This is a genomic window from Ectobacillus sp. OTK (assembly GCF_059698935.1).
Genome location: NZ_AP048547.1, coordinates 4,780,888 through 4,804,748, shown reverse-complemented (window position 1 = coordinate 4,804,748; position 23,861 = coordinate 4,780,888). Strand labels below are relative to the sequence as shown.

The following is a 23,861-nucleotide window of genomic DNA, read 5'->3' as shown; positions in this document are numbered from 1 at the left end:
ATTGTCAAACAAATATGTGATGTACGTCACAGTGATTCCGCTCACTCATGCGTATAATGAAAGCAACAAGATGGCTTTCAAGAATAAGGGAGGGAATGACATGAATATAATCGAGCGCAAGTTTTATTCAAAAGCGCGGTTTTATTCATTTGTTATAACATTGCTGTTAGTGTTGACAGTGTGGTATGCAACAGATCAGTTTACCCATATTGATTTAGCAACGCTCGGGTATTTGCTTTCTTCTATTGTATTTGCAATTGGGATGACAATCCGTGTTTGTTTTTGGTTCGCGAGGCCGGCAACACATCAGGTTGTGAAACGGAGCTTACAAAACTTAAAGTCATCCAATCGTGTCAAACGAAATATTGTGTCTGTTTTAAAAACAGGATTTGAAAATATATTTTTGCAAAAATTTATTTTTAAACGCGGTATATACCGTGGATTGCAGCACTTTTTAATTGCATGGGGCTGTATTGGGTCTTTAGCCTTTACATTCGGTTTAACATTTGGTTTGTTTCGTTTCACTTTAATTGATGCTCATACGTATGGCGTTATTGTGTTCAACCGCCAGATGATGAAAATTCAGGCACATGGCCTTGTTGCAGAGCTTATGTACAATTCACTCAACATTTTTGCGATGATGCTGCTAATCGGTGCAACGATGGCGCTTATCCGCCGCACAATGAATAAGGATGTTCGTGTAACGCAGCGATTTGAATTTGATATTTTACCGCTTCTTTTATTGCTCGGTGCAGCAGTAACAGGATTGATGCTTACAATTTCTTATGTCTTCCTAAAAGGATTTATTCATAATTATATAACGATTATACATCAAATATCTGTTGTGTTTTTCCTTATATATTTCCCATTTGGCAAGCTATTCCACGTTCCGATTCGCCCGCTTGCAACAGCTGTTCCGATGAACTATCAGGAGGTTGTAAAGGTGGATACAAGAGCATGTAAGAAGTGCGGCACGAATTATAGCAATGACGATCAGATTTCAGATGTAAAAGCCATTTTAGCAGCGCAGCAATTTGATTTGCAACTTGCAGACGGCTCATATCTAGCAGATTACTGTCCTTCATGCCGCAGACGGATGCGCGTGATGAAGCAGTTAAATATGGAACAAACAATCGGCAACCCGTACGGACCGATTCAAACAAATAACGGTATTCATGTACCAGGCTTTGGACAAAAACGTTCGGAAAAGTTTTATGAAGCAAAAAAAGATGAAGCAACAATAAAATAACGGGGTGAATCAGATGGCTCAGATTGTGAAGCAAGATAAATTCGTGACAAAAGACAATGTAAAAAACCTGCATAAGCCTGGTGAAAAGCTTATCACAACACATTGCTGCTATTGCGGGATGCAATGCGGTATGCATATTCGTGTAGAAGAGAAAACAGGAAAGGTAGTTGGTGTAGAGCCTCGCTATGATTGGCCGGTAACGAACGGGAAAATGTGTCCAAAAGGTGTGACAGCATATCAAACAATTGAGCATCCGGACCGGATTACAAGGCCTTTAATTAAACGAAATGGAGAATTTACAGCCGTATCTTGGGATGAGGCGCTAAGCTATATTGCAGAAAACTTCCAACGTATTCAACGTGAATATGGCAAGGACGCGATTGGAGTGTTTGGCGGTGTATCCATGACAAATGAAAAATGCTATCTAGTTGGTAAATATGCACGCGTTGGTCTTGGAACGCGTTACATCGACTACAACGGCCGCTTTTGTATGAGTTCTGCGGCAGGAGGTATGCTGAAAACTTTCGGCATCGATCGCGGTATGACGCTGCCCATACCAGAGCTTGAGCATACGGATTGCTTCTTCTTAGCCGGAACAAACTCTGCTGAGTGTCATCCGACAAGTACGCAATGGCTATGGAAAGCAAAAGACAAGGGTGCAAAAATCATCGTTGCAGACCCTCGTGAAGTACCAATTGCCCGTGTAGCTGATGTGCACCTGGATTTGAAGCCGGGTACAGATTCTGCTTTGGCGGCAGGCATGATTCATTTGTTAATTCAAGAAGGATATGTAGATAACGAATATGTAAGGGAGCGTTGCAATAACTTTGAAGAACTGAAGAAATCTGTTCAGCATTGCACTCCAGAATATACATCCAGCATTACAGGTATTGCAGTTGAGAAATTGATAAAAGCAGCACATATTTATGGTCAATCTCCACGCTCTGTTGTCATGTTTGCCCGCGGTGCGGAGCAGCAATCTAAAGGTGTGGAAAACGTACAAATGTACATTACAATGTCCTTGCTGCGCGGTATGGTCGGTAAATTCGCTTCCGGCTGCGGCACGTTTACAGGACAAGGAAATGGGCAGGGTGGTCGTGAGCACGGCCAAAAGGCAGATTTGCTGCCAGGCTATCGTAAGCTAACAGATCCAAAAGCGATTGAATATGTATCTAGCGTATGGGGCATTGATCCGAAAGATATGCCGCAGCCAGGCGTATCCGCATTTGAGATGTTTGACTTGATGCATAGCGGTGAAATTCGTGCGCTTCACTTAATGTGCAGCAATCCAGCCGTATCAGCACCGAATATTAACTATGTAAATGCAGGATTTGAGAAATTAGATTTTATGGTTGTAAGTGACTTCTTCTTGTCTGAATCAGCTGAGTATGCAGATGTTGTTTTACCAGCAACTTCTTGGGCAGAGGACGAAGGAACAACAACAAACTTAGAAGGACGCGTTATCCGTATTCGTAAGGTACGCGAGCCTCTTGGTGAAAGTAAACCGGATTGGGAAATTATGAAATTAATTGCTGAGCGTATGGGAAAAGGAAAATTCTTCCCTTATAAGGATGCACGCGATATCTTTGAAGAGTTTCGAATCGCGACAAAAGGAGGCCCTGCGGATTATTACGGCATTACGTGGGATCGAATTGATAAAGAGGATGGTGTATTTTGGCCATGCCCTTCTGAGGATCATCCGGGAACTCCGCATATGTTTAAAGAAAGATTTGGGACATATGATGGTAAAGCAAACCTTGGCATCTTTAATTGGAAAGAGCCAGGTGAGGTTCAAGATAAGGATTACCCGCATGTATTGACGACAGGTCGTGTTGTGTTTCATTACTTATCAGGAAATCAAACGCGCCGCGTTGACTTCCTAATGGAGCAATGTCCGGTGCCGTACGCAGAAATGCATCCGGAAATGGCAATGCAGTATAACTTGGCAAACGGTGATAAGGTAAAGCTTGTGACACGCCGCGGCCATATGACAGTCGATGTCCGTTTAACAAAAACAATTCGTAAAGATACAGTATTTGTTCCATATCACTGGGGTAAGGAATTGGCGGTTAATCAGCTGACAAATCCTGCACTAGATCCAACCTCTCGCATGCCAGAGTTCAAAGTGTGTGCAGTAAAAGTAGAGAAGGCGTAAGGAGGATATACTATGAAAAAGGTAATGTATTTAGAATTCGAACGCTGCATCGGCTGCCGCTCTTGTCAGGCAGCATGTCGAGAATGCGGTGATCATGAATATAAAGAACGCAACTATGTAGAATACGTAGATTTTATGGAAAGCCGTCAAACCTTTCCGATGATGTGTATGCAATGTAAAGATCCTGCATGTGCGCGTGTTTGTCCGGCAAATGCGATTCAAATTACGGAAGAGGGCGTTGTCCTTTCCGCGATGGAAGAAAAATGTATCGGCTGCCGTAACTGTACGTTTGGCTGTCCATTCGGGATTCCGAAATTCGATTTTGAAGCAAATAAAATGTATAAATGCGATATGTGCTATGACCGTACAAAAGAAGATATCCCGCCAATGTGTGCATCAGTTTGCCCAAGTGAAGCGATTCGTTTCATTGACTTTGATGAAATGCAGGCTCTTCGCCGCAGCCGTGCCCGAATGAACTTAATTGAAGGCAAGAAACCGTCTGAAGGTAATAAATGGAACTTTGTGCCGGAGTTTTTCGGTGTCTATTCTGAGTAGTCCCGTTTGGAGGGGAGGAACGTCCGATGAGTGAACAGGAGAAGAAAAAAAAGCGTCATCGCGAGGAAACAGATCAAGATATGATGAATCTGATAGATAATTTAAAGCGTGTGGATGATGTAAAGTATAACCGCCGTGCATTTATTAAATCCATGACGGGGGCAACGGTGGCAATAGGTCTGGCTACCATCCCGTTCCAAATTGTCAGTGCCAATAAAAAGGCAGATAAAGAAGCGCGCGTAAAGATTACGGAGCTGGCTTCTTTGCCGAAAGGGCAATCTGTAAACTTCAGTTATCCGACAGAAGCAGATACTGCTATTTTGGTCCATACGGTGGAGGGTGAGCTTGTAGCGTATAATAATAAATGTACGCATTTGCAATGTCCGGTGTTTTATGAAAAAGAGCGTGACATCCTTGTTTGCCCGTGTCACCGCGGTTTCTTTAATATTAAAACAGGACATCCGGTGGAAGGGCCGCCGCAAAGAGAATTACCGCTCATTGAATTAGAGGTAGCCAACGGTGTTGTATATGCGGTTGGAAGGAAGTATCGTCATGAGTAAACGCGGATGGGTTATTATCATTATGACTTCGCTTATCGTGAATGTCATATCCTTACAGCATACGATTGAGGCGTATTACGGCAGGGAATATGGTACAGTGACAACATGTATGATTGTGAGTATAGTCTCAGTTATTGTGGCATTGATGGCATACTTTAACTGGAGAAAGCTAGAATATAACAGATAAAAAGCAAAGGTGGGAGGCCTTTGCTTTTTTGCAGTTTACTTAGTTTGCCTGTTAGAGAAAAGAACTGACTGCATCCGCTTTTCGTTATGCTAACAATTTATCTTGAGGCGTTTGAATAACGTCTTTGTAATGACCCAGAAGGTTCTCGAAAATCGTGTCCCAGCTTTGGGACAATGCATACTCTCGTCCGGATCGTCCCATTGCGGCGATTCTGGAATGATGGCTAAGAAGATCTTTAATTGCAGCGCAAAATGCATCAGTCTCTTTTGGTTCACATAGGTATCCTGTTATGCCATGCTGCAAAATATTCTTCACTCCCCCCGCGTTCGCTCCGATTACAGGCGTACCGGAAGCGAGCGATTCCAGCACGACATTGCCAAACGTTTCTGTTGCGGATGGGAACACCATTAGGTGTGAGGAAGCATAGACAGCTGCGAGTTCTTTTCCTTTTAAATAACCGGTGAATGTTACGTTTTCGTTTAGCATTGCTTTCATTTCCTCTGCGAGCGGTCCATCCCCGACAAGGAGCCAGTGAACAGAGTCTCCAAGCGTTCGATTTGTTTTTTGAATAATTTCTGTCAGTGTATCGATATCCTTCTCCGGAGCCATACGACCGACGTACGAGAGAATATATTTTGCTTGTATGTTGTATGTATCACGTATGGCTTTTTCCTCATAATGCGGATGATAGAGATTACAATCAACGCCGCGTGCCCAAATGTGCAGGTCTCGGAACCCTTTGTTCTTTAGCTGCTTGAGCGTTTCATAGGAAGGAACGAATGTTTTTTGAAGAGAGCTGTGGAACCATCGTAAATAATTCCAAAGAAAGCGAGAGAGAAAATCTAGTTTGTAGTACTTCAAGTAAGCGTCAAAATCAGTATGATACGATCCGACAAGCGGAATGCCTAACTTCTTTGCGTAATACATACCGCACAACCCTATGTTAAAGGGGGTTGCGACATGAATAAGGTCAGGCTGAAAGCGTTGTAATTCTTTTTTTATAAATACTGGGTTTGGAATCGCCAGTCTGCATTCCGGATACACGGAAAGCGGAATGCTTTTCATTTTTTTCACATTCGTAACAAAGCTGTCCTCAGCAGTATTTTCGGGTGCAAATACATAATATTCTATTCCCATGCGCTGTAGGTACTCCGTGAAGCGTTCCAGTGTTTTCGCAACCCCGTTTACTTGCGGTACAAAGGTATCGGTAAAGATAGCGATTTTCATAAGACGCCCTCCCCACTTACAATAGTTGTATGATTTGAAAGTAAGAAAGAATGCCGGTGAGCGTTCCAAGGCACATGCCTGCGAGCACATCGGATGGATAATGAAGACCCAGATAAATACGGGATATACCGACGCTTAAGGCAAGAGGAAGGAACAGGAATACTGATACAGGCACATAGATAATGAATGGGATTACGACTGAAAAGACAGCAGTGGTATGCCCAGAAGGAAAGGAATGGTCTTGCAATGGGTTCAAATGATGCTTTGTTCCATCAATCATTAAATACGGGCGTTTTCGCGGATACAGCTTTTTGAAAATTTGCACCGGAATATGGCTGATAGCAAGGGAAACAGCGCTTGCTACTGCGGTTTCGCGAAGCGAACCCTTTGATAGGAGCAAGAGAAGCAATACGGAAAGAATGGCACATGTTGCCCCCCCTGCATGTGTAATTGTGCGAAAGTATAGGTTTAGTGCCTTTCGCTCAAAATAACGGTTAATTCCCTTGAAAATGTAACATTCTATTTCATATAAGGCGCTGATAGAACGTGCTATCATCAGCAGCACCTCCCTAATGTCAGTATATTTCGTATTGCATTTCCATTTTAATAAGAATTTGTTGAGAAAGTGATAAGGGATTGTAAAAAAATAGTGGATAGATTCTAAACAATGATGAAGGAAAAGGGGAGAAAACTTTTATTTTGATGAGCACAGGCCTGCCAAAAAGCGTCTATCCAGGCTGGAGTATTTTCTATATCGGCAAAAAGCCCGGTATGCACCGAGCTTTCCTCATATCAATTTATTTTTGCTGTACACTCTTATAGAATTGTCCTTTTTCCACATATTCACGGCGAATACGAGCCATATCCTGCTTATCTTCTTCTGTTAGTTCGCGAATCACTTTTGCCGGACGTCCAAATGCTAATGTATTCGGGGGAATAATCTTTCCTTGCGGCACGAGGCTGCCGGCGCCGATAAATGCACCCTCTCCAACCTCCGCGCCGTCAAGTACGATAGAGCCCATGCCAACTAATGCATTTTTCCGGATTGTGCAGCTATGTAAAGTAACCTGATGACCGATTGTTACATCATCCTCTAAGATAAGCGCGCATCTTGGACTTTGATGGAGCACACATAAATCTTGCACATTGACGCGATCGCCGATAATCGTAGGAGACACGTCGCCGCGAATAATTGTGTTAAACCAAATACTGGAGTACTCGCCAATTGTCACATCGCCTGTAATTGTGACATAATCAGCAATAAAAGCACTGTCTGCAATGTTTGGATATTTATCTTTATATGGATAAATCATAGATCGAAACCGCCTTTCTGTTCATGTACTATTAGTGTATCAACAATATTTTAAAATGAAAACAGGGGGATGCGCATGTGGAGCTGGGAAGCGAAAGCGGCAAAAGCTGTTGTGGTAATTGTTCATGGGGCCATGGAGCATCACGGTCGTTACGCAGCGCTTGCCGATATGTGGACGGCAGCAGGATATCATGTAGTGATGGGTGATTTACCGGGGCATGGAACATCTTCAAGACAGCGAGGACATATTAATAGCTTTGAGGAATATATACATACGGTGCGGAAATGGATTGAGGAAGCAAAGCGCTACCGCCTTCCCCTTTTTTTGCTTGGTCACAGCATGGGAGGTTTAATTATTATTCGTCTTCTTCAGGAAACCGGGATGCAGGTGCAAGGTGTTATTTTAAGCTCGCCGTGCCTAGGCGTATTGGCAGAGCCTCCTATCTTGTTAAAGGCCGCAGCGAAGGTATTAAATGCACTCGCCCCAAAAATGAAGTTTTCTTCCCATTTAACTGCTGAGATGGCAACACGCAATAGAGATATCCGAGATGCCATGGAGAATGATTCCTTGCTTTTGCAAAAGGTATCGGTGCGTTGGTTTGTTGAACTGACAAAGGCAGTTTCAATCGCACACGAGCAGGTTTCAGCCTTTCCAGATGTCCCCCTTCTCATTATGCAGGCATGTGAGGACAAACTTGTGGACCGGATGCAGGTTCGCAAATGGTTTAATGAAGTGAATAGCAGCGATAAGGCGTATAAGGAATGGAAGGATTGCTATCATGAATTGTTCAACGAGTATGAACGTGAGCAAATTTTTGCGTTTGCGAAAGCCTTTACGGGAGTGCATATTGATGAAAGGAGTGAAGTAAAGTGAAGATTCCTACAAATCCCATATCTCTTATGTCCAAAGTCTATCGGAATGTGATGCCGCCGGTGCATCAAGAGCTGGTGAAATGGACGGAGCGGGCGCAGAGGATTCCAAATGAGGAGCTGCGCAAGCAAGCGCTAGCGAGTATTGAGCATAAAACCTTTCATTGCGAGGGGGGAAGCATTCTCGCCATCTTGGCAGGTACAGGGATGAATGAATGTGTTCGCTTTATTGTCGCCTATCAAACCATCAGCGACTATTTAGATAACTTATGCGACCGCAGTACTTCTTTGGATCCGCTTGACTTTGAAGCATTACATCAGTCGATGCTTCATGCTCTTACTCCGGGAAGCTCTATAGAAAATTATTATCGCTTCCGTGAAGACCAGAACGACGGCGGCTATTTGGAGGCACTGGTTCGAACGTGTCAGGATGTCCTGCAGCATACGAGGCATTACCCAAAGATAGCTGGAACATTGCGGGAACTCGCTCGTTATTATTGTGATCTGCAGGTACATAAACATGTAGCTCTCACAGAAAGAGAGGGGCGGCTTCAGGAGTGGTTTGCTGTGCATAAAGAACAGCTTCCTGCAATGAGTTGGTATGAGTTTTCTGCCTGTGCCGGCTCAACACTCGGCATTTTCTGTCTGGTGGCATATTCCTTCCATCATGAGTTAAGTGAATCACAAATTATAAAAATTAAAAAAGGCTACTTTCCTTATTTGCAGGGATTGCATATTTTGCTTGATTATTTTATTGATCAGGAGGAGGATAGGCTCGGCGGGGATTTGAATTTTTGCAGCTATTATGAGAACCGGGAAGAAACACTTGAGCGGCTGAAGCATTTTGTGCAAGAGACAGATAGATGTCTACAGGAACTGCCGCATGCGAAATTTCATCGTTTGATTAGCCGGGGCTTGCTTGGTATGTATTTGTCCGATAAAAAGGTAGCGGAGCAAAAGGAGATGCAGCAAATGGCTCGTCATATTGTTAAGTATGGCGGAGTTGTTTCCTATTTCTTTTATGTGAATGCCAAGCTGTATCGTATGCGGGCGTAGGAAAAGATGTTGACTATAGCTGTTCCATTTCAAGGAGGGACGTAGTCAAGCTATATCGAATGGCAATGCGGCCGCCTGTATGAACAATCATTTTTATACGAAAAAGGTGTCAGCTTTATCCGACACCTTTTCCATTTTTATTCCACACATGTAAGATCAGTTCTCCTGATTTACTATCGTTTTTCGATTGCGATAATAAATGGCGGATGATTGCTTTGGTTAATAAATTCATATCGCAGTACGTGTGCGATTTGCTGATCAAGATTCATCGCAAACTCTACGACTGCATCACGCTCTGCCTGTCCTTCTTCATGACCATGGTAAATCACGAGTACAATGATTCCCTCCGGTGCCATAAGCTTCAGGAGCTGTTCAATTGCGGCGATGGTTGAAGCTGGCTGTGTGACAATGCTTTTATCACCGCCTGGCAAGTAGCCAAGGTTAAACACAGCCCCTGTCACTTTTCCCATTGCATCAGCGGGCAGCATTTCCAGCAGCCTTTCGTGACTTTCATGAAGCAGTACTGTACGATTGCTTAAATCTTGCTCCATAAGCCGTGCTTGTGCATTCAGAATTGCTTGTTCTTGAATATCAAAGCCGAACACTTTTCCAGTTTCTCCGACAAGTCGTGCGAGAAACGCTGTATCGTGTCCATTTCCTATTGTAGCATCCACCGCGTAGCTTCCGTCCTTTACTGCCATTTGCAGAAGCGTACGCGCAAATGGCAAAATGCGTTCAAGCTTCATATGTTCATCACCTTTTCCGCAAATTTTCCTTGCCAGCTGCCTCGGCGTACAAATTCCGCATCAATTGTATTGAGAACTTCCCATTTTCTCAGGCTCCACATCGGACCAATCATGAGATCAGCCGGACCGTCACCCGTGATGCGATGCACAATGACCTCTGGCGGAATGATTTCAAGCTGGTCAACAACGAGCCTTATATACTCCTCAAAAGACAGAAGCTCAAGCAGCCCCTTTTCGTATTGCTTTACCATTGGCGTACCTTTTAACAAATGAAGCAAATGAATTTTAATGCCTTGAATATCAAGTTTTGCGACTTCGCGTGCTGTTTCCATCATCATGTCATAATTTTCAAGAGGCAATCCGTTAATGATGTGCGAGCAAACGCGAATATTATGCTTCCGCAGCTTTTCTACCCCTTTTACATATGTCTCATAATCGTGCGCACGATTGATGAGAAGAGCAGTTCGTTCGTGAACTGTCTGCAGGCCGAGCTCAAGCCACAAATACGTGCGTTCATTAAGCTCTGCCAAGTACTCTACAACATCATCGGGCAAACAGTCAGGGCGGGTTGCGATGGAAAGGCCGACAACTCCTTCCTCTTCTAAGACAGGCTCAAATGTCCGCTTCAGTACATCGAGCGGGGCATGTGTGTTTGTGAATGCTTGGAAGTAGGCCATATATTTGCCTGCCTTCCATTTTTCATGCATTTTCGCTTTAATTGTATGAAATTGCGTAATCACATCTTCGGTGCGATTACCGGCAAAGTCACCAGAGCCGGCAGCGCTGCAGAACGTACAGCCGCCGAACGCAACTGTACCGTCGCGGTTCGGGCAATCGAAGCCCGCATCTAATGATACCTTAAACACCTTGCTGCCGAATGTTTGGCGCAGGTGGTAGTTCCATGTGTGATAACGTTTGTTATCTGCCGAATACGGAAACGGATTGTTCATCGAATCTCCCTCCTTTAAACAAGCACTATTTCTGTGAAAAGTTCAGTTCATCTAAAAGGAAACAGTATTCATTATAGCACACCAGCTCATATAGTTTGCAGGATGGGGGATAATAAAACGAGACTTCCATCGGCATAGCTTGCCGCTTGGTGGTTAGTGATGTACATGAAGCAACATAAGGGGGCTAAGTATGACAACACGTGATTCGTTAAATCAATATATTGATGAAGCGGAGCAAGCGCTGCAATATGCAAAGGAGCAGCTTGAGATAGGAAAGCGTCAGGAACACTATAATATGATGGAATATACAGACGCACAATTGCAGCTTGAGCAAGCTGTAGCGGCTCTTGAGAAAATGGAACATAACGCAAATGAACAACAGCGTGACCGCATTGAGCGTGCGCTTATCCAACTGCGCAACATACAGCATGAAATGATTACTACACGGCATTAATAAAGGAGGAAGAAGACGATGAAAAAACGTTCAAAGCAAAATAATCCAGAACAAAAAACGCAAAATGGTCATAACCAAGAGTTTTCAAATGAGATGGATCCAGTTGTGCAAGCAAAGAAAAACTATGCACGTCAAGGGCAGCCGCAAAGATCAAAGCAATAGTGCTGTGATGGCCGGAAGCTAAGGGAATCCTTCATTACTAAATGAAAGGAGCCATCATGGGAAACCTATTATTTATGGTTTCCCGGATGGCTTGCTTATTATTTTTACATGCTTTTATATTATTGCTGAATATTTCAGGCAGCCTCCTCCGCTTTTGCATAACATGCTCCCCTTAAACATTTTTCTCATATCTCCGAAAATATTACGGTTTCTATTAGGAGAACAATGGTAAATATGAATCAGAAATCAATATTACATAGCATAATGCCGTATAAGAGGCCGACAGGCGGTTTGAAAATATTTTGCATACAGAGAGTAACTAAAGCATAGGGGCACAAATCAAATGGATTATGGTGAACTTCTTCGTATAAAGGATTTGATATACAGCTTTTAGAAGCGACATCTGTGGATAGTTCTTATTTTATTTATCCATATAGATTAATTTATTATCCTTGTAATAATTTATGCATAGATTGGTTATGCTGTTTGTATCTATCATTGTGCCTATCTTGTATAACCGGCAATCCAAAGCCGATAGCAGCAGAAAGCATAGACAGAAGCAAACCTTAAATACACTAAGCACTGTTTGACGGAACAACACAGATGTTTTAGAATAGGATGTATGTAAATACACAACAACAGTGATAAGGAGCAGTAGTAGTACATACAGGTACAGAGAGTTGACGGTTGGTGCAAGTCAATCCGCGTTGTATTATGAACTCGCCTTTGAGTTGCAGCTGTGAAGAAAGTAGCGGCTGCCGTTTCTCCGCGTTAAGGAATTGAGTGAATGTTTTTACATTAATTAGGGTGGTACCGCGGGAATATAACCTCTCGTCCCTTTTGGGATGAGAGGTTTTTTGCATTTTACAAAGGAATAAACGATTGGAGGATTTACTTGTGAGCTTCAACCATAAAGAAATAGAACAGAAGTGGCAGGCGTATTGGGAGGAACATAAAACATTCCGCACGCCGGATGAGACAGACAAACCAAAATTTTATGCACTTGATATGTTTCCGTATCCATCCGGAGCGGGCCTGCATGTAGGGCACCCGGAAGGATATACGGCAACGGATATTTTATCGCGTATGAAGCGTATGCAAGGCTATAATGTACTGCATCCAATGGGCTGGGATGCGTTTGGTCTGCCTGCTGAGCAATATGCGCTTGATACAGGCAACAGTCCAGCGGAGTTTACGGAGAAGAACATCAATACGTTCCGCCGCCAAATTAAGTCTCTTGGCTTCTCTTATGACTGGGACCGTGAAGTGAATACAACGGATCCAAATTATTATAAATGGACACAATGGATTTTCCTTAAGATGTTTGAGAAGGGCTTGGCTTATGTGGATGAAGTTGCGGTAAACTGGTGTCCAGCGCTTGGCACGGTTTTGGCAAATGAGGAAGTAATCGACGGAAAAAGCGAGCGCGGCGGTCATCCGGTCGAGCGTCGTCCGATGAAGCAGTGGGTACTCAAAATTACAGCTTACGCGGACCGTTTGCTTGAGGATTTAGAGGAGTTGGATTGGCCGGAAAGCTTAAAGGATATGCAGCGCAATTGGATTGGCCGTTCTGAGGGAGCTGAGGTACGCTTTCGGGTAGACGGAACAGAGGAACAATTTACGGTGTTTACAACTCGTCCTGATACATTGTTTGGTGCAACCTATGCAGTACTGGCACCAGAGCACGCATTGGTAGAAGCAATTACAACGGCTGAACAAAAAGAGGCGGTTGAGGCGTACTTAGATGCGGTGAAGACGAAGAGTGATTTAGAGCGTACTGATCTTGCGAAGGATAAAACAGGCGTATTTACAGGTGCCTATGCGGTGAATCCAGTAAATGGCGAAAAGATGCCGATTTGGATTGCTGACTACGTGCTCGTGAGCTACGGAACAGGCGCCATTATGGCGGTGCCGGCGCATGACGAACGTGACTATGAATTTGCGAAGAAATTCAACCTGCCAATCCGAGCAGTTGTGGAAGGCGGAGATGTGTCACAAGAAGCTTATACAGGAGACGGCAAGCATATTAATTCTGAATTCCTAGATGGCATGAATAAAGAGGAAGCTATTACAGCGATGATTGTATGGCTTGAGGAAAAAGGAATCGGTACGAAGAAGGTAACATATCGTCTGCGCGATTGGTTGTTTAGCCGCCAGCGTTACTGGGGTGAGCCGATCCCAGTAATTCATTGGGAAGATGGTACAATGACAGCAGTGCCGGAGGAAGAGCTGCCGCTTGTATTGCCAAAAACAGAAAATATTCGTCCATCCGGAACAGGCGAATCTCCGCTTGCGAATGTTGAGGAGTGGGTGAACGTTGTTGATCCGGTGACAGGCAAGAAAGGCCGCCGTGAAACGAACACAATGCCGCAATGGGGCGGAAGCTGCTGGTATTATTTACGCTATATTGATCCGCACAACAGCGAGCAGTTGGCTGATCCGGAAAAGCTAAAGCAGTGGCTGCCAGTTGATATTTATATCGGCGGAGCGGAGCATGCGGTGCTTCACTTATTGTACGCACGTTTCTGGCATAAATTCTTGTACGACCTTGGCGTTGTACCAACGAAGGAGCCGTTCCAGAAGTTATTCAACCAAGGTATGATTCTTGGTTCTAATAACGAGAAAATGAGTAAATCGAAAGGCAATGTTGTAAACCCGGATGATATCGTGAGAAGCCATGGCGCTGACACGCTTCGTTTATATGAAATGTTTATGGGACCTCTTGAAGCATCGATCGCTTGGTCTGAAACAGGGCTTGACGGCTCGCGCCGCTTCTTGGATCGTGTATGGCGTTTGTTCGTACAAGACAGCGGGGAATTAAGCGAGAAGATTACAGCAGAGCCAAATAAAGCAATGGATCGCGTATATCATCAAACAGTGAAAAAGGTTACAGAGGATTACGAAGGCATTCGCTTTAACACAGCGATTTCACAAATGATGGTGTTTATTAATGAAGCGTATAAAGCAGAAACGCTGCCAAAGGCGTATGCTGAGGGCTTTGTGAAGCTATTATCTCCGGTTGCGCCGCATTTGGCTGAAGAGCTGTGGGAGAAGCTTGGACATAGCGAGTCTATTACGTATGCAACATGGCCGGCTTATGATGAAGGAAAGCTTGTCGATGATGAAATTGAAGTTATCGTACAGGTGAATGGCAAACTGCGCGGCAAGGTAACGATCGCAAAGGATGCAACAAAGCAGCAAATGGAAGAGGCTGCGCTTGGAAAAGTACAAACGCAAATCGAAGGCAAAACGATCCGTAAAATTATTGCTGTTCCAGGCAAGCTAGTTAACATCGTTGCGAACTAAGAAAAGCGGAAACGGCCTGATTTGCGCTTATAGTAAAACAACTGATATATATGATTTTTTATGAAAGCAGATAAGTCCTTTTAAAGCTATGCTTATCTTTATCAAACGGTTCCCCGTAATAGGGAACCGTTTTTTCTTAGAAGAAACGATTTATAACTTCGGGGCGTCGCCTAGCTCTCTTCCGTAAAATAACCTTCTCTGCAAGAGGAAAAAAGTTCCTTCCAGTGCAGAACAAACGGAATACTTCTACAAATAAGCCTCATTGAACTGTGTCCGCTTTTCTTATTCCATTGATTGTACGATTTTCACAAAATCTTGGATGCCAATTTTTTGTCCAGCCTGCCGCCTTATTCCTAAATGATATTCTAAGCCGTTTTTTTGAAAAAGAAAAAAGCAAAAGGCGTTGCCTGCCATGGAACGGTATATCGCTTTTGTCCCGTCCTTCATTGTGTACGTCCGGTCTATGCGAGGAATGACCGGAATTTGTCCGTTTGCTGGGCGAATGACCATTTTAAAATGCTCCTGCGGATTTTGGGCGTTGAAGTAACTAATATCTAAGTGAGGCGGCCTGGTATTGTCTAATTTTCCGAGACTGTGGGTAAATGTGAAAGGAGGAAGCTTCTTAGGAAGCATTACCTTCTTTTTATACATGTCCTCGAATTGCTTAACGGCTTCTGGGAGCGGCTTGTAGCCCTGATTGAGTTCTGTATGTTCAATTGCTTGGAAAGCAGATGGATGAACTTCAGCGCCTATGGCAAATAAAGCAAGCGGGATGTATAGAAAAAGAGCCCAAGTTCGTTTCATGGTGTCCCCCCTTTTTTCTTAGTGTGACAGAGGAGCGGAAATATATGTGCTTTTACATGTCAAAAGTAGAAACTTACCCAATTTATATTTACATATAAGAAGCCTTGTCTGCAAATCATACATATGAATGCACAAGAAGGAGGGATGGGCATGAGCAGGAAAAACAACGGTGGTCAAAAGCAACCGAATTTTGATGATTCTTCAAATTTTTCAAGCAATAAACAAACTCAAATTAAAAAGCAAGATAAAAACAAATAATTGGCAAGAAAGGCCCATCACGGTACAGTGATGGGTCATTTTATATATCATATAAAGTGAAAATTCAGCGGATGGTTCAGAGATCTATGTTTAGTTTCGCAGCTAAAGCATGTGCTATGGAGGAGGAATTATACGCTAGAGCATATTTGTGTTGTATTGCACTTTGCTAATAGCACTTTAGCTTGTTAGAATAGGATGAAAGGAAGCAGAAGGAGGAGCAGCAGATGGACGAAATTAAAACAATCACACCGGCAGAGGTGGAACAAAGGCTGAAAGAGGGAGAAACATTGTTTCTTGTAGACGTGCGCGAATACGAAGAGGTTGCGTACGGTAAAATTCCAGAAGCCGTCCATATTCCAATGGGAGAGATTCCAAATAAGCTTGATTCTTTCGATATGGATAATGAATATATTTTCATTTGCAGGTCCGGTGTTCGCAGCGAGCATGTTTGCCGTTATTTAGATAGTCTTGGCTACAAAACGGTGAACATGATCGGCGGTATGCTGGCATATGAGGGAGAAACAGAGTAAACGGAACGAGCAGGTTCCGTTTTTTCTTTTTAGATAAAGCTGCTTCTCTGTCTATGGTCCATCCTTATATAAGAAGGATGGACCATGTTTGTTTTGCTTACATACAATATAGCAGGCCAAGGAAAGGACGATGAGAATGGCACCGCGCATTCGCAAGGTAAAGATTATCAATAACAACGGCTCAATTAATTTTGGACAACGGGCCTGCTTGACCCCTTTTTCTGTTTCAAAGGAGTATAACGGATCAGGAGGCGCAAGTACGGGAGTTATTGTAAATGGCCGGCGTACAGGGGGGGGAGTTGGAGCAGGGCAGCAAGTAGTTGAAGGGACGGAGCTTCAGCAGGGCAGCCCCTTTGAGTTTTGAATACCAGGAGGAAGCAATGGGTATATGTATTGAAAAATTTATTGTTGTAAACAATTACGGAACAATTGAATTTGGAAATGGCCGGAGGGAGGTATCTTTTTCGGCCTCGAAAACGAATAATGGGGCAACAGGAGTAACTGTCGCTGATTTTGTGAATGGAAGACGTGTAAGCAATGCAGAAATTTCGGCTGAAGTCCCTGAGATAGTCAGTCAGGAAGAGATTGACCTATCTAGCGGGCTGCCTTTTTAGCTGTGAACGAGCATTGATAGCAGATGCTCGTTTCTTTTTGTACTTTAGGCAGTGTAAATTCCCAGCTAGAAGTTTATGAGACGAAGCAGCAAATTTTAGGAATAAAGTATAAGTGCAGCTTCTCGCTGCCCTCTACTAACGGCTCATCAATCGATGAGTTTTCTTTAATAAATTTACATGTCCTGTATCATAAATTCTCTCTTACATAATAAAATAAAGCAAATCACTCTCTTTTGAAGGGAGGGGGAAGGTGTGGAGAAAACGCTGAAAATTGATATTACCGAAAAAGTAACAGCAAAATTTAAAGAGGAATATTTGGAGTTATATTCTCATAAATTTAGAATTGGCAAGTTTTATATACATGCAGAGAAGAAGTACGATTTAGAAGAAGGATATATCTATGAAAATGGAAGGTTTTATCGGCTTATTCAGACACGTCGTGATAGAAATCATTCAGAAGAAAGCAATTTAGGATGGTGCTGAGATGATTCGGGTGAAGGTGTTTGACGAAGGTCACGAGAAGGATCTAGAAGAAGCAGTGAATGTATTTTTGAAGAAAATAGACGATGAGAATGTAGTAGATATTAAATACCAAGTCGCGGTTTGCAATAATGATGAGGAGAATCAAATCTATTGTTTTTCTGCTATGATTGTATACAGAGCCTAACGTTTCGTTAGGCTCTCTTTTCTATGGGAAACTGCGCCTCTGTCTCACCAATCAGCGAATTTCCTCAAAAGATAAGGAAGTATAACTTTTGAGGGACACTGCCCTGCTCCCACGGTCTGCTCCCTGTGGAGAAAGACCTTCGCCCGCCGAGGCAAAAAACGCCTCAATGTGCAGAGAACTGTCCCTTTCGCAAGCAAACTGGGTCATGTCCGCTTTTCTTATTTTGCATAGCGTGCTGCAGATGTACCCGCAATTCGTCCAGTTACGAGCGCTGCGGTAATGTTGTAGCCTCCTGTGTAGCCGTGAATATCAAGGATTTCCCCGCAAAAGTACAAGCCATTCATAAGCTTAGATGCCATCTCTTTTGGATAAATTTCTTTGACAGACACGCCTCCTCCCGTAACGAAGGCTTTTTCTAGGGGCTGTGTGCCATTTACAGTGAACGAAAATCCTTTTAAGTCTTTTATAACGCTGCGAATGCTTTCACCTGATAGCTGTCCAGCAGCATGTGTTGGGTCGATATTATTTTTCTCAAGCAAAAAGAGAAGATATCTTTCTGGAACATAGCCCTTTAACACGTTTTTGATTCCCTTTTTCGGTTCGTCCTTAATTTGCTGCATAATGCGCTGAAATAACGGTTCTTCTTTTTCAGCCGGCAGTGCATCGATGCGCATCGTTACTGTCTTTGTTTGAAATTTTTTCATTGTTTTTAGTACATATTGACTGCAGCGGAGTGCAGCTGGGCCAGAAATGCCGAAATGTGTGAAAATCATGTCCATAATATGTGTTTTGACGAGCTTTCCTTTCGGGTCTACTACGCTTAGACCAATATTTCGCAAGGAAAGCCCTTGGAGAATTCGTTCTTGAATAAACGGTTCATTTGAGGTGATTGGCACCTCTGTCGGAAACAGCTCTGTAATGGTATGCCCTGCTGCCTCCGCCCAAGCATAGCCGTCTCCGGTAGAGCCTGTATGAGGTACCGATTTGCCGCCAACAGCAATGACAACATGCTTCACCGGGATGACTTCGCCCGTTTGCAGGACAACTGCTGATGTTTGTCCATTTTCATACTGTACAGTTCGGACAGGTGTATTTACGCGAACGTCAACCCGCAGCTCTTTTAGTCTGCGCAGTAACGCATCCACGACAGACTGCGCCTTATCAGAAACAGGGAACATCCGTCCGTGGTCCTCTTCCTTTAGATGCACACCGAGTTTTTCAAAAAATGAAATGATGTCCTCGTTATTAAAAATAGAGAATGCACTGTACAAAAATCGGCCATTACCGGGAATATGCTTAACAATTTCGTCGACAGGAAGACGATTTGTGACATTGCAGCGCCCGCCGCCGGAAATTGCGAGCTTTCGTCCGAGCTTGTCCCCTTTGTCAAGAAGAAGCACCCTCGCTCCTTCCTCAGCTGCGCCAATTGCCGCCATTAAGCCAGACGGCCCGCCGCCGATTACAATTACGTCATAGTCCATACAATCACCCTTCGCAAGAATTACTGTAAACTAGCATAGCAGAAAGGAAGGAAAAAGAAAAACAAGGCCGTCTTTAGAAACTAACAGCAATTGTGATACAATACTAAGGTTAGAATGCATGAGGGGGCTTTTTCTTATGTCCGATTCGAAGTTTTTGCGCGGCACGCTCATTGTGACGCTTGGGACGTTTTTAGTGAAGTTTTTAGGTATGATTTATGTATTCCCGTTTCACGCTTTAGTACAGACAAATGGCGGTGCCTTATACAATTATGGATACGTGCCGTATACTATCTTTTTAAGCGTGGCAACGGCGGGTGTGCCGCTTGCGGTTGCCAAGTTTGTTTCGAAATATAATGCACTTGGCGATTATGCGACAAGCCGGAGAATGTTTCGTTCCGGTATGAAGCTGATGATTGCGATGGGGATTTTGTCGTTTGCTGTCCTCTACATAACGGCACCGCTGTTTGCCGAGGCGTTTCTTGGCAGAGGGAACTTAGAGAATACGGTGGAGGAAGTAACACTGATTATTCGTCTTGTCAGCTTTGCGCTTCTTGTTGTTCCGGCAGCTAGCCTAATTCGCGGCTTTTTTCAAGGTCACCAGTCAATGGGACCGACGACTGTGTCGCAAATTATTGAGCAAATTATCCGTATCGCAATCCTTCTTGGCGGCAGCTTCGTTGTTATTAAAGTTTTGCACGGTACTGTCGCGACTGCCATTGGTGTGTCAACGTTTGCTGCATTTATTTCGGCACTCGGAGCGCTTGGCGTATTGCTAGTGTATTGGAGAAAGCGAAAGCCGTCCTTAGACCGGCAGCTAGAATCTCAAACTGTGCAGCCGTCTAGCGTGAGCACAGGACAGCTTTTTAAAGAACTGTTCGCTTACGCACTTCCATATGTGGTGGTTGGACTGACCATTCCGTTATATCAAGCTGTGGATACTGTAACCTTTAACCGCATGATGTTATCTATTGGCAAAGGGGAAATTGCAGAAGCTGCCTACAGTATTTTCACGATGTGGACGCACAAGCTTATTATGATCCCTGTTTCGCTCGCCACAGCCTTTAGCTTAACGCTTGTACCGACGATTACAAAATCATTTACAGAGCGCAATTCAGTCTTATTGCAAAGGCAAATTTCACAAACCTTTCAAATTAATGCGTTTGTCACACTTCCTGCTGTAACCGGTATTTCTGCACTGGCGTATCCGATTTATAGTGCATTTTACGGTGTGAGTGAGCTTGGCGGCCAGATTTTGATGTGGTATGCACCTGTTGCGATGCTGTTTGCTTTATTTTCTGTAACAGCGGCTATTTTGCAAGGAATCAATCAGCAGCGGCATGCAGTTATCGCGCTTGCAATTGGAATTGTGTTAAAGATAATTGGAAACCTTGTGTTAATTCGATATTTTGAAACAATTGGCGCTGTGCTCAGCACAGGCATCGGCTTTTTTGTCTCTATTTGGTATACGAATGTACAAATTCGCAAGTATGCAGGCTTTGATTTTACAATCGTGTATAAACGGATGTTCCAGATAGCGGTCCTAAGTGCTGTGATGACAATCGTTGTAAAACTTGTACAATGGGGACTGTCACCGCTGTTTGGAGATTCTAAAAGTCAGCTTGACGCTGCCGTTGTTGTTGCAGCAGGAGCGATCATTGGTGCAGCTGTCTATGGTTTATTGGCAATTCGGACCGGCATGCTGCAGCGTATATTTGGGGACGAGCTTTTGGATAGACTAAAACAGAGATTTGGAAGAAGATTTAAAATGAAGGCGAAAGGTGCATAGGATTTCTTTTTGAATATCCAGCCTCCTTCTGGAAATGTTCCTCACTATAAAAGGCAAAAGTGCTTTTCATGGTGGGGAACATTTTACTACGGGAGTAAAGCACAGAGACCGGGTACGTCTTTCGTATTGATAAGCATAAAGAAGGTGACATAATGAGAATTGATAAGATTTTATCTAATATGGGCTATGGCAGCCGTAAAGAAGTAAAAAAGCTGTTAAAGGAAGGTGCGGTACAGGTAGATGGTGTACCGGTAAAGGATGCGAAGCAGCATGTTGATGTAAATGAGCAGGAGGTCACGGTTCACGGTGAGGTTGTCGAGTATAAGGAATTTATTTACTTGCTGATGCATAAGCCGCCGGGGGTAATTTCTGCAACAGAGGATGACATGCATGAGACCGTTATTGATTTGCTTGAGCATGAGGATTTGATTTTTGAGCCGTTTCCTGTCGGTCGTCTTGATATTGACACAGAAGGATTGCTGCTGCTTACAAATGATGGGCATTTGGCGCACCAGCTTCTTTCCCCGAAAAAGCATGTTCCGAAAAAGTATTATGCGCGCGTACGCGGCCGGGTAACAGAGGATGATATAGAGGCGTTCCGAAAAGGAGTTGTACTTGACGATGGTTATGAAACGAAGCCAGCGGAACTAACAATTTTGCAGCGCGGAGAAATGTCAGAAATTGAGCTGGTGATCACAGAAGGAAAGTTTCATCAAGTAAAGCGTATGTTTGAAGCGGTCGGAAAAAAGGTAATATATTTGAAGCGTACGGAGATGGGGCCGCTTACGCTTGGAGATTTAGAGCTTGGAGAATATCGCGAATTGACAGACGAGGAAGTGCAGCAGCTAAAGGAATATCGCGTGGAGGCATAGCTCGTTCCACGCAAAGAAAGCCCCTTTCTATTCATAGAAAGGGGTATGTATATGCAGCGTTATTTGCTATGATGTTAATTTGACTTTCTTTCCTGTTGTTGTCCATTTCCCCCGAGTTGGGCTGTATACAAGTTCGTTGAACTCCAGCACGTTTAAATCGCGCTGTACCGTTCTTGGGGTAATACCGAATTCATCCACAAGGTCTTGTGTTGTAACAGTACCTCTTTCATTAATGTACATGTAAATTGACTTAATCCTTGTTAGCATACGAGAAGTTGTGAGTTTCAAAAAACCACCCCTCTACGAATTTTTTATTGACCAACAGAGAAAGAAAGCTATTTATTCCCATTGTACTCTATTTGCTAAAATTCATGCTTTTACTAACTTAATTTTAACATAATTTTAACATGTCTATCATGAATGGAAAAGGTTTGTTGTGAAATGTTTACGGAGGATTTTTTTTCTAGTTTCCATACGTAATAAACAGAAATTCTATAAAAGACAGGGAAATCCTTTATGTTACCTAGCAAATGTTAGGCTGCAAATGGTATTATTTCACTTATATTCCTGTAGTATTCTGTTTCGTTCGCAAATTTCCATTAAAGGAAAAAATTATCAATAGTAGTTTTAGATCAATAAAGAGGTGAGTACGATGTCGAATATCAATTGGTTAGAAGAGGTGCAAAAGCGGCAGCAGAGCTTAATTGATGACACACAGCAATTTTTGCGCGTGAGAAGTGTTCTTGATGAAGCGACAAAGTGTGAGGGTGCTCCTTTTGGAGAAGGCATTGCTCAGGCCCTTGCATTCATGCTTGAGACTGGAAAGCAGGATGGCTTTGTGACGAAGAATTTAGATGGTTATGCGGGCCATATTGAAATGGGGCAGGGCGAGGAGTTAATCGGTGTATTATGTCATGTGGACGTAGTGCCTGAAGGAGATGGATGGAAGAGTGACCCATACGCTGCGGACATTCGGAACGGCAATATTTACGCGCGCGGTGCAATTGACGATAAAGGTCCAACGATGGCTGCCTATTATGCAATGAAGATTGTAAAGGAGCTAGGGCTTCCTTTGACAAAGCGTGTTCGAATGATTTTAGGAACGGATGAGGAAAGTCATTGGCGCTGTGTAGAGCATTATTTTCGTCATGAGGAAATGCCGACGATGGGATTTGCTCCGGATGCAGATTTCCCAATTATTAATGCTGAAAAAGGCATCTGCGATGTACATATAGCACAGCAGTCTTCAGCTACAGATGGAGAAAAAGTACTTTTGTCATTCCAAGCAGGCAGACGGCTCAATATGGTACCTGATTATGCTAAGGCAATAGTACAAACAAAGCAAGCGCAGGAGCTTGCTGCTGCATATAAAGTGTGGGTGCAGTCCATGGGATGTATAGGAAAAGCAAACGTGAGCGGTGATGAGGTCGCACTTGATCTAAAGGGGCGTTCTGTACATGGATCAACTCCAGAAAAGGGTGAGAATGCCGGCATACGTTTAGCCGCATTTTTAGCAGAACACGAGTTGGATAAGCAGGGGGCCTCTTTCGTACAGTTTGTTTCCCGATCTTTTGGAACAGATACTAGAGGCACACTTTTAGGCATACAGTATAACGATGATATTACCGGTGACTTAACTGTGAACGTCGGTCTTCTCTCCTACAGGAAGGAGGAAGGAGGTACATGCGGCCTCAATATTCGCTATCCGGTTACGACAGACTTAGAGGGTACCTTGAAGGTTTTGCGCGATTCTGTAGGCGTTCAAGGTTTTGAGATAAGGGATCTGTCTGATTCTAAACCGCACCATGTAGATAAGGACCATAGATTAGTGCGGACGCTTCAGCGTGTATACGAAGAGCAAACGGGAGAAAAGGCGGAGCTGCTGGCAATTGGCGGAGGGACGTATGCCCGCTCACTGCAAGCAGGTGTAGCGTTTGGACCGTTATTTCCAGGAAAGGAAGAACTCGCTCACCAAAAAGACGAGTATATCGAGATTGAGGATTTAGTAAAGGCAACCGCTATTTACGCACAAGCGATTTATGAACTGGCAAAATAGGTAT

At 43.6% G+C, this 23,861-nt stretch carries 26 protein-coding genes and 1 other annotated feature; of the genes, 18 read left to right on the top strand and 8 right to left on the bottom strand.

Going from position 1 to position 23,861, the window contains the following annotated elements:
* The first annotated feature begins 100 nt into the window (after positions 1 to 100).
* Genes AC6HZ4_RS23770 through AC6HZ4_RS23750 form a run of 5 tightly spaced genes read left to right on the top strand, consistent with a single transcriptional unit; the run spans position 101 to position 4,706 of the window.
* A complete protein-coding gene (locus tag AC6HZ4_RS23770; protein WP_497492324.1) occupies positions 101 to 1,249 on the top strand; it encodes an MFS transporter in 1,149 nt (382 codons plus the stop codon).
* A gap of 13 nt (positions 1,250 to 1,262) precedes the next feature.
* Complete coding sequence (gene fdhF / locus AC6HZ4_RS23765; RefSeq protein ID WP_497492322.1) at positions 1,263 to 3,404, top strand: formate dehydrogenase subunit alpha; 2,142 nt, start codon at positions 1,263 to 1,265, stop codon at positions 3,402 to 3,404.
* Between the two features lie 12 nt (positions 3,405 to 3,416).
* Positions 3,417 to 3,959, top strand: a complete 543-nt coding sequence (locus tag AC6HZ4_RS23760) for a 4Fe-4S dicluster domain-containing protein (RefSeq protein WP_497492321.1) — start codon at positions 3,417 to 3,419, stop codon at positions 3,957 to 3,959.
* 26 nt (positions 3,960 to 3,985) lie between these two features.
* Entirely contained in the window at positions 3,986 to 4,519 is a 534-nt protein-coding gene (locus tag AC6HZ4_RS23755) for a Rieske 2Fe-2S domain-containing protein (protein WP_497492319.1), read from the top strand.
* Entirely contained in the window at positions 4,512 to 4,706 is a 195-nt protein-coding gene (locus AC6HZ4_RS23750; RefSeq protein ID WP_497492317.1) for a hypothetical protein, read from the top strand. Before AC6HZ4_RS23755 ends, AC6HZ4_RS23750 begins: the two co-directional genes overlap by 8 nt.
* Positions 4,707 to 4,790: 84 nt before the next feature.
* Here AC6HZ4_RS23750 and AC6HZ4_RS23745 read toward each other — a convergent pair whose 3' ends face one another.
* The 3 genes from AC6HZ4_RS23745 to AC6HZ4_RS23735 all read right to left on the bottom strand — a co-directional run bounded on the left by AC6HZ4_RS23745 (position 4,791) and on the right by AC6HZ4_RS23735 (position 7,246).
* Entirely contained in the window at positions 4,791 to 5,933 is a 1,143-nt protein-coding gene (locus AC6HZ4_RS23745) for a glycosyltransferase family 4 protein (protein ID WP_497492316.1), read from the bottom strand.
* A gap of 16 nt (positions 5,934 to 5,949) precedes the next feature.
* Positions 5,950 to 6,489, bottom strand: a complete 540-nt coding sequence (locus AC6HZ4_RS23740) for a phosphatase PAP2 family protein (RefSeq protein WP_497492314.1) — start codon at positions 6,487 to 6,489, stop codon at positions 5,950 to 5,952.
* A 241-nt stretch (positions 6,490 to 6,730) separates the two neighbouring features.
* A complete protein-coding gene (locus tag AC6HZ4_RS23735; protein ID WP_497492313.1) occupies positions 6,731 to 7,246 on the bottom strand; it encodes a gamma carbonic anhydrase in 516 nt (171 codons plus the stop codon).
* Positions 7,247 to 7,321: 75 nt separating this feature from the next.
* On the opposite strand from AC6HZ4_RS23735, the gene AC6HZ4_RS23730 reads away from it, so the two are divergent.
* Together AC6HZ4_RS23730 and tbcS are read left to right on the top strand one after the other, a co-directional pair.
* Positions 7,322 to 8,119: an alpha/beta hydrolase gene (locus AC6HZ4_RS23730; RefSeq protein WP_497492312.1), complete on the top strand. Its 798-nt coding sequence runs from the start codon at positions 7,322 to 7,324 to the stop codon at positions 8,117 to 8,119.
* The gene (gene tbcS / locus AC6HZ4_RS23725) at positions 8,116 to 9,171 is read left to right on the top strand and encodes a tetraprenyl-beta-curcumene synthase (RefSeq protein WP_497492311.1); all 1,056 of its coding nucleotides are present in this window, start codon (positions 8,116 to 8,118) and stop codon (positions 9,169 to 9,171) included. The genes AC6HZ4_RS23730 and tbcS overlap by 4 nt, the downstream gene beginning before the upstream one ends.
* A gap of 173 nt (positions 9,172 to 9,344) precedes the next feature.
* On the opposite strand, the gene mnmM is transcribed toward tbcS, so the two are convergent.
* Positions 9,345 to 9,917, bottom strand: a complete 573-nt coding sequence (gene mnmM / locus AC6HZ4_RS23720; RefSeq protein ID WP_497492310.1) for a tRNA 5-(aminomethyl)-2-thiouridylate-methyltransferase MnmM — start codon at positions 9,915 to 9,917, stop codon at positions 9,345 to 9,347.
* Entirely contained in the window at positions 9,914 to 10,867 is a 954-nt protein-coding gene (mnmL, locus tag AC6HZ4_RS23715) for a tRNA modification radical SAM protein MnmL/YtqA (protein ID WP_497492309.1), read from the bottom strand. Before mnmL ends, mnmM begins: the two co-directional genes overlap by 4 nt.
* A 190-nt stretch (positions 10,868 to 11,057) precedes the next feature.
* On the opposite strand from mnmL, the gene AC6HZ4_RS23710 reads away from it, so the two are divergent.
* The 3 genes from AC6HZ4_RS23710 to leuS all read left to right on the top strand — a co-directional run bounded on the left by AC6HZ4_RS23710 (position 11,058) and on the right by leuS (position 14,789).
* Positions 11,058 to 11,321 carry a DUF2524 family protein gene (locus tag AC6HZ4_RS23710; protein WP_497492307.1) on the top strand — a complete coding sequence of 88 codons (264 nt, stop codon included), beginning with the start codon at positions 11,058 to 11,060 and terminating at the stop codon, positions 11,319 to 11,321.
* A gap of 18 nt (positions 11,322 to 11,339) precedes the next feature.
* Entirely contained in the window at positions 11,340 to 11,483 is a 144-nt protein-coding gene (locus tag AC6HZ4_RS23705) for a glycogen biosynthesis protein GlgD (RefSeq protein ID WP_497492305.1), read from the top strand.
* A gap of 632 nt (positions 11,484 to 12,115) precedes the next feature.
* Positions 12,116 to 12,325, top strand: a binding site (T-box leader).
* A 55-nt stretch (positions 12,326 to 12,380) separates the two neighbouring features.
* Positions 12,381 to 14,789, top strand: a complete 2,409-nt coding sequence (gene leuS, locus AC6HZ4_RS23700; protein ID WP_497492304.1) for a leucine--tRNA ligase — start codon at positions 12,381 to 12,383, stop codon at positions 14,787 to 14,789.
* Between the two features lie 282 nt (positions 14,790 to 15,071).
* On the opposite strand, the gene AC6HZ4_RS23695 is transcribed toward leuS, so the two are convergent.
* Complete coding sequence (locus AC6HZ4_RS23695) at positions 15,072 to 15,593, bottom strand: hypothetical protein (RefSeq protein ID WP_497492303.1); 522 nt, start codon at positions 15,591 to 15,593, stop codon at positions 15,072 to 15,074.
* Between the two features lie 482 nt (positions 15,594 to 16,075).
* Here AC6HZ4_RS23695 and AC6HZ4_RS23690 point away from each other — a divergent pair, with 482 nt between their 5' ends.
* The 5 genes from AC6HZ4_RS23690 (at position 16,076) to AC6HZ4_RS23670 (ending at position 17,662) form a co-directional block, all read left to right on the top strand.
* Positions 16,076 to 16,381: a rhodanese-like domain-containing protein gene (locus AC6HZ4_RS23690; protein WP_497492302.1), complete on the top strand. Its 306-nt coding sequence runs from the start codon at positions 16,076 to 16,078 to the stop codon at positions 16,379 to 16,381.
* A 130-nt stretch (positions 16,382 to 16,511) separates the two neighbouring features.
* Positions 16,512 to 16,745 (top strand): spore germination protein, encoded by a 234-nt coding sequence (locus AC6HZ4_RS23685; protein ID WP_497492301.1) that lies wholly within the window; start codon positions 16,512 to 16,514, stop codon positions 16,743 to 16,745.
* Positions 16,746 to 16,761: 16 nt separating this feature from the next.
* Positions 16,762 to 16,995, top strand: a complete 234-nt coding sequence (locus AC6HZ4_RS23680; protein WP_497492300.1) for a hypothetical protein — start codon at positions 16,762 to 16,764, stop codon at positions 16,993 to 16,995.
* A 252-nt stretch (positions 16,996 to 17,247) separates the two neighbouring features.
* A complete protein-coding gene (locus AC6HZ4_RS23675) occupies positions 17,248 to 17,478 on the top strand; it encodes a DUF2553 family protein (RefSeq protein ID WP_497492299.1) in 231 nt (76 codons plus the stop codon).
* Position 17,479: 1 nt separating this feature from the next.
* On the top strand, positions 17,480 to 17,662 hold the full coding sequence (locus tag AC6HZ4_RS23670; RefSeq protein ID WP_497492297.1) for a sporulation protein Cse60: 183 nt from the start codon (positions 17,480 to 17,482) through the stop codon (positions 17,660 to 17,662).
* A gap of 218 nt (positions 17,663 to 17,880) precedes the next feature.
* On the opposite strand, the gene AC6HZ4_RS23665 is transcribed toward AC6HZ4_RS23670, so the two are convergent.
* Positions 17,881 to 19,143 (bottom strand): BaiN/RdsA family NAD(P)/FAD-dependent oxidoreductase, encoded by a 1,263-nt coding sequence (locus tag AC6HZ4_RS23665; protein ID WP_497492296.1) that lies wholly within the window; start codon positions 19,141 to 19,143, stop codon positions 17,881 to 17,883.
* Between the two features lie 136 nt (positions 19,144 to 19,279).
* Here AC6HZ4_RS23665 and AC6HZ4_RS23660 point away from each other — a divergent pair, with 136 nt between their 5' ends.
* Both AC6HZ4_RS23660 and AC6HZ4_RS23655 read left to right on the top strand, forming a co-directional pair.
* Positions 19,280 to 20,929 (top strand): putative polysaccharide biosynthesis protein, encoded by a 1,650-nt coding sequence (locus tag AC6HZ4_RS23660; protein ID WP_497492295.1) that lies wholly within the window; start codon positions 19,280 to 19,282, stop codon positions 20,927 to 20,929.
* 152 nt (positions 20,930 to 21,081) lie between these two features.
* On the top strand, positions 21,082 to 21,801 hold the full coding sequence (locus AC6HZ4_RS23655) for a pseudouridine synthase (protein ID WP_497492293.1): 720 nt from the start codon (positions 21,082 to 21,084) through the stop codon (positions 21,799 to 21,801).
* A gap of 66 nt (positions 21,802 to 21,867) precedes the next feature.
* Here the strand turns inward: AC6HZ4_RS23655 and AC6HZ4_RS23650 are convergent, their stop codons facing one another.
* Positions 21,868 to 22,089 (bottom strand): DeoR family transcriptional regulator, encoded by a 222-nt coding sequence (locus AC6HZ4_RS23650; protein WP_497492292.1) that lies wholly within the window; start codon positions 22,087 to 22,089, stop codon positions 21,868 to 21,870.
* Positions 22,090 to 22,453: 364 nt separating this feature from the next.
* Between AC6HZ4_RS23650 and pepV the strand changes: the two genes are divergently transcribed.
* A complete protein-coding gene (gene pepV, locus AC6HZ4_RS23645) occupies positions 22,454 to 23,857 on the top strand; it encodes a dipeptidase PepV (RefSeq protein WP_497492291.1) in 1,404 nt (467 codons plus the stop codon).
* Positions 23,858 to 23,861: the final 4 nt, after the last annotated feature.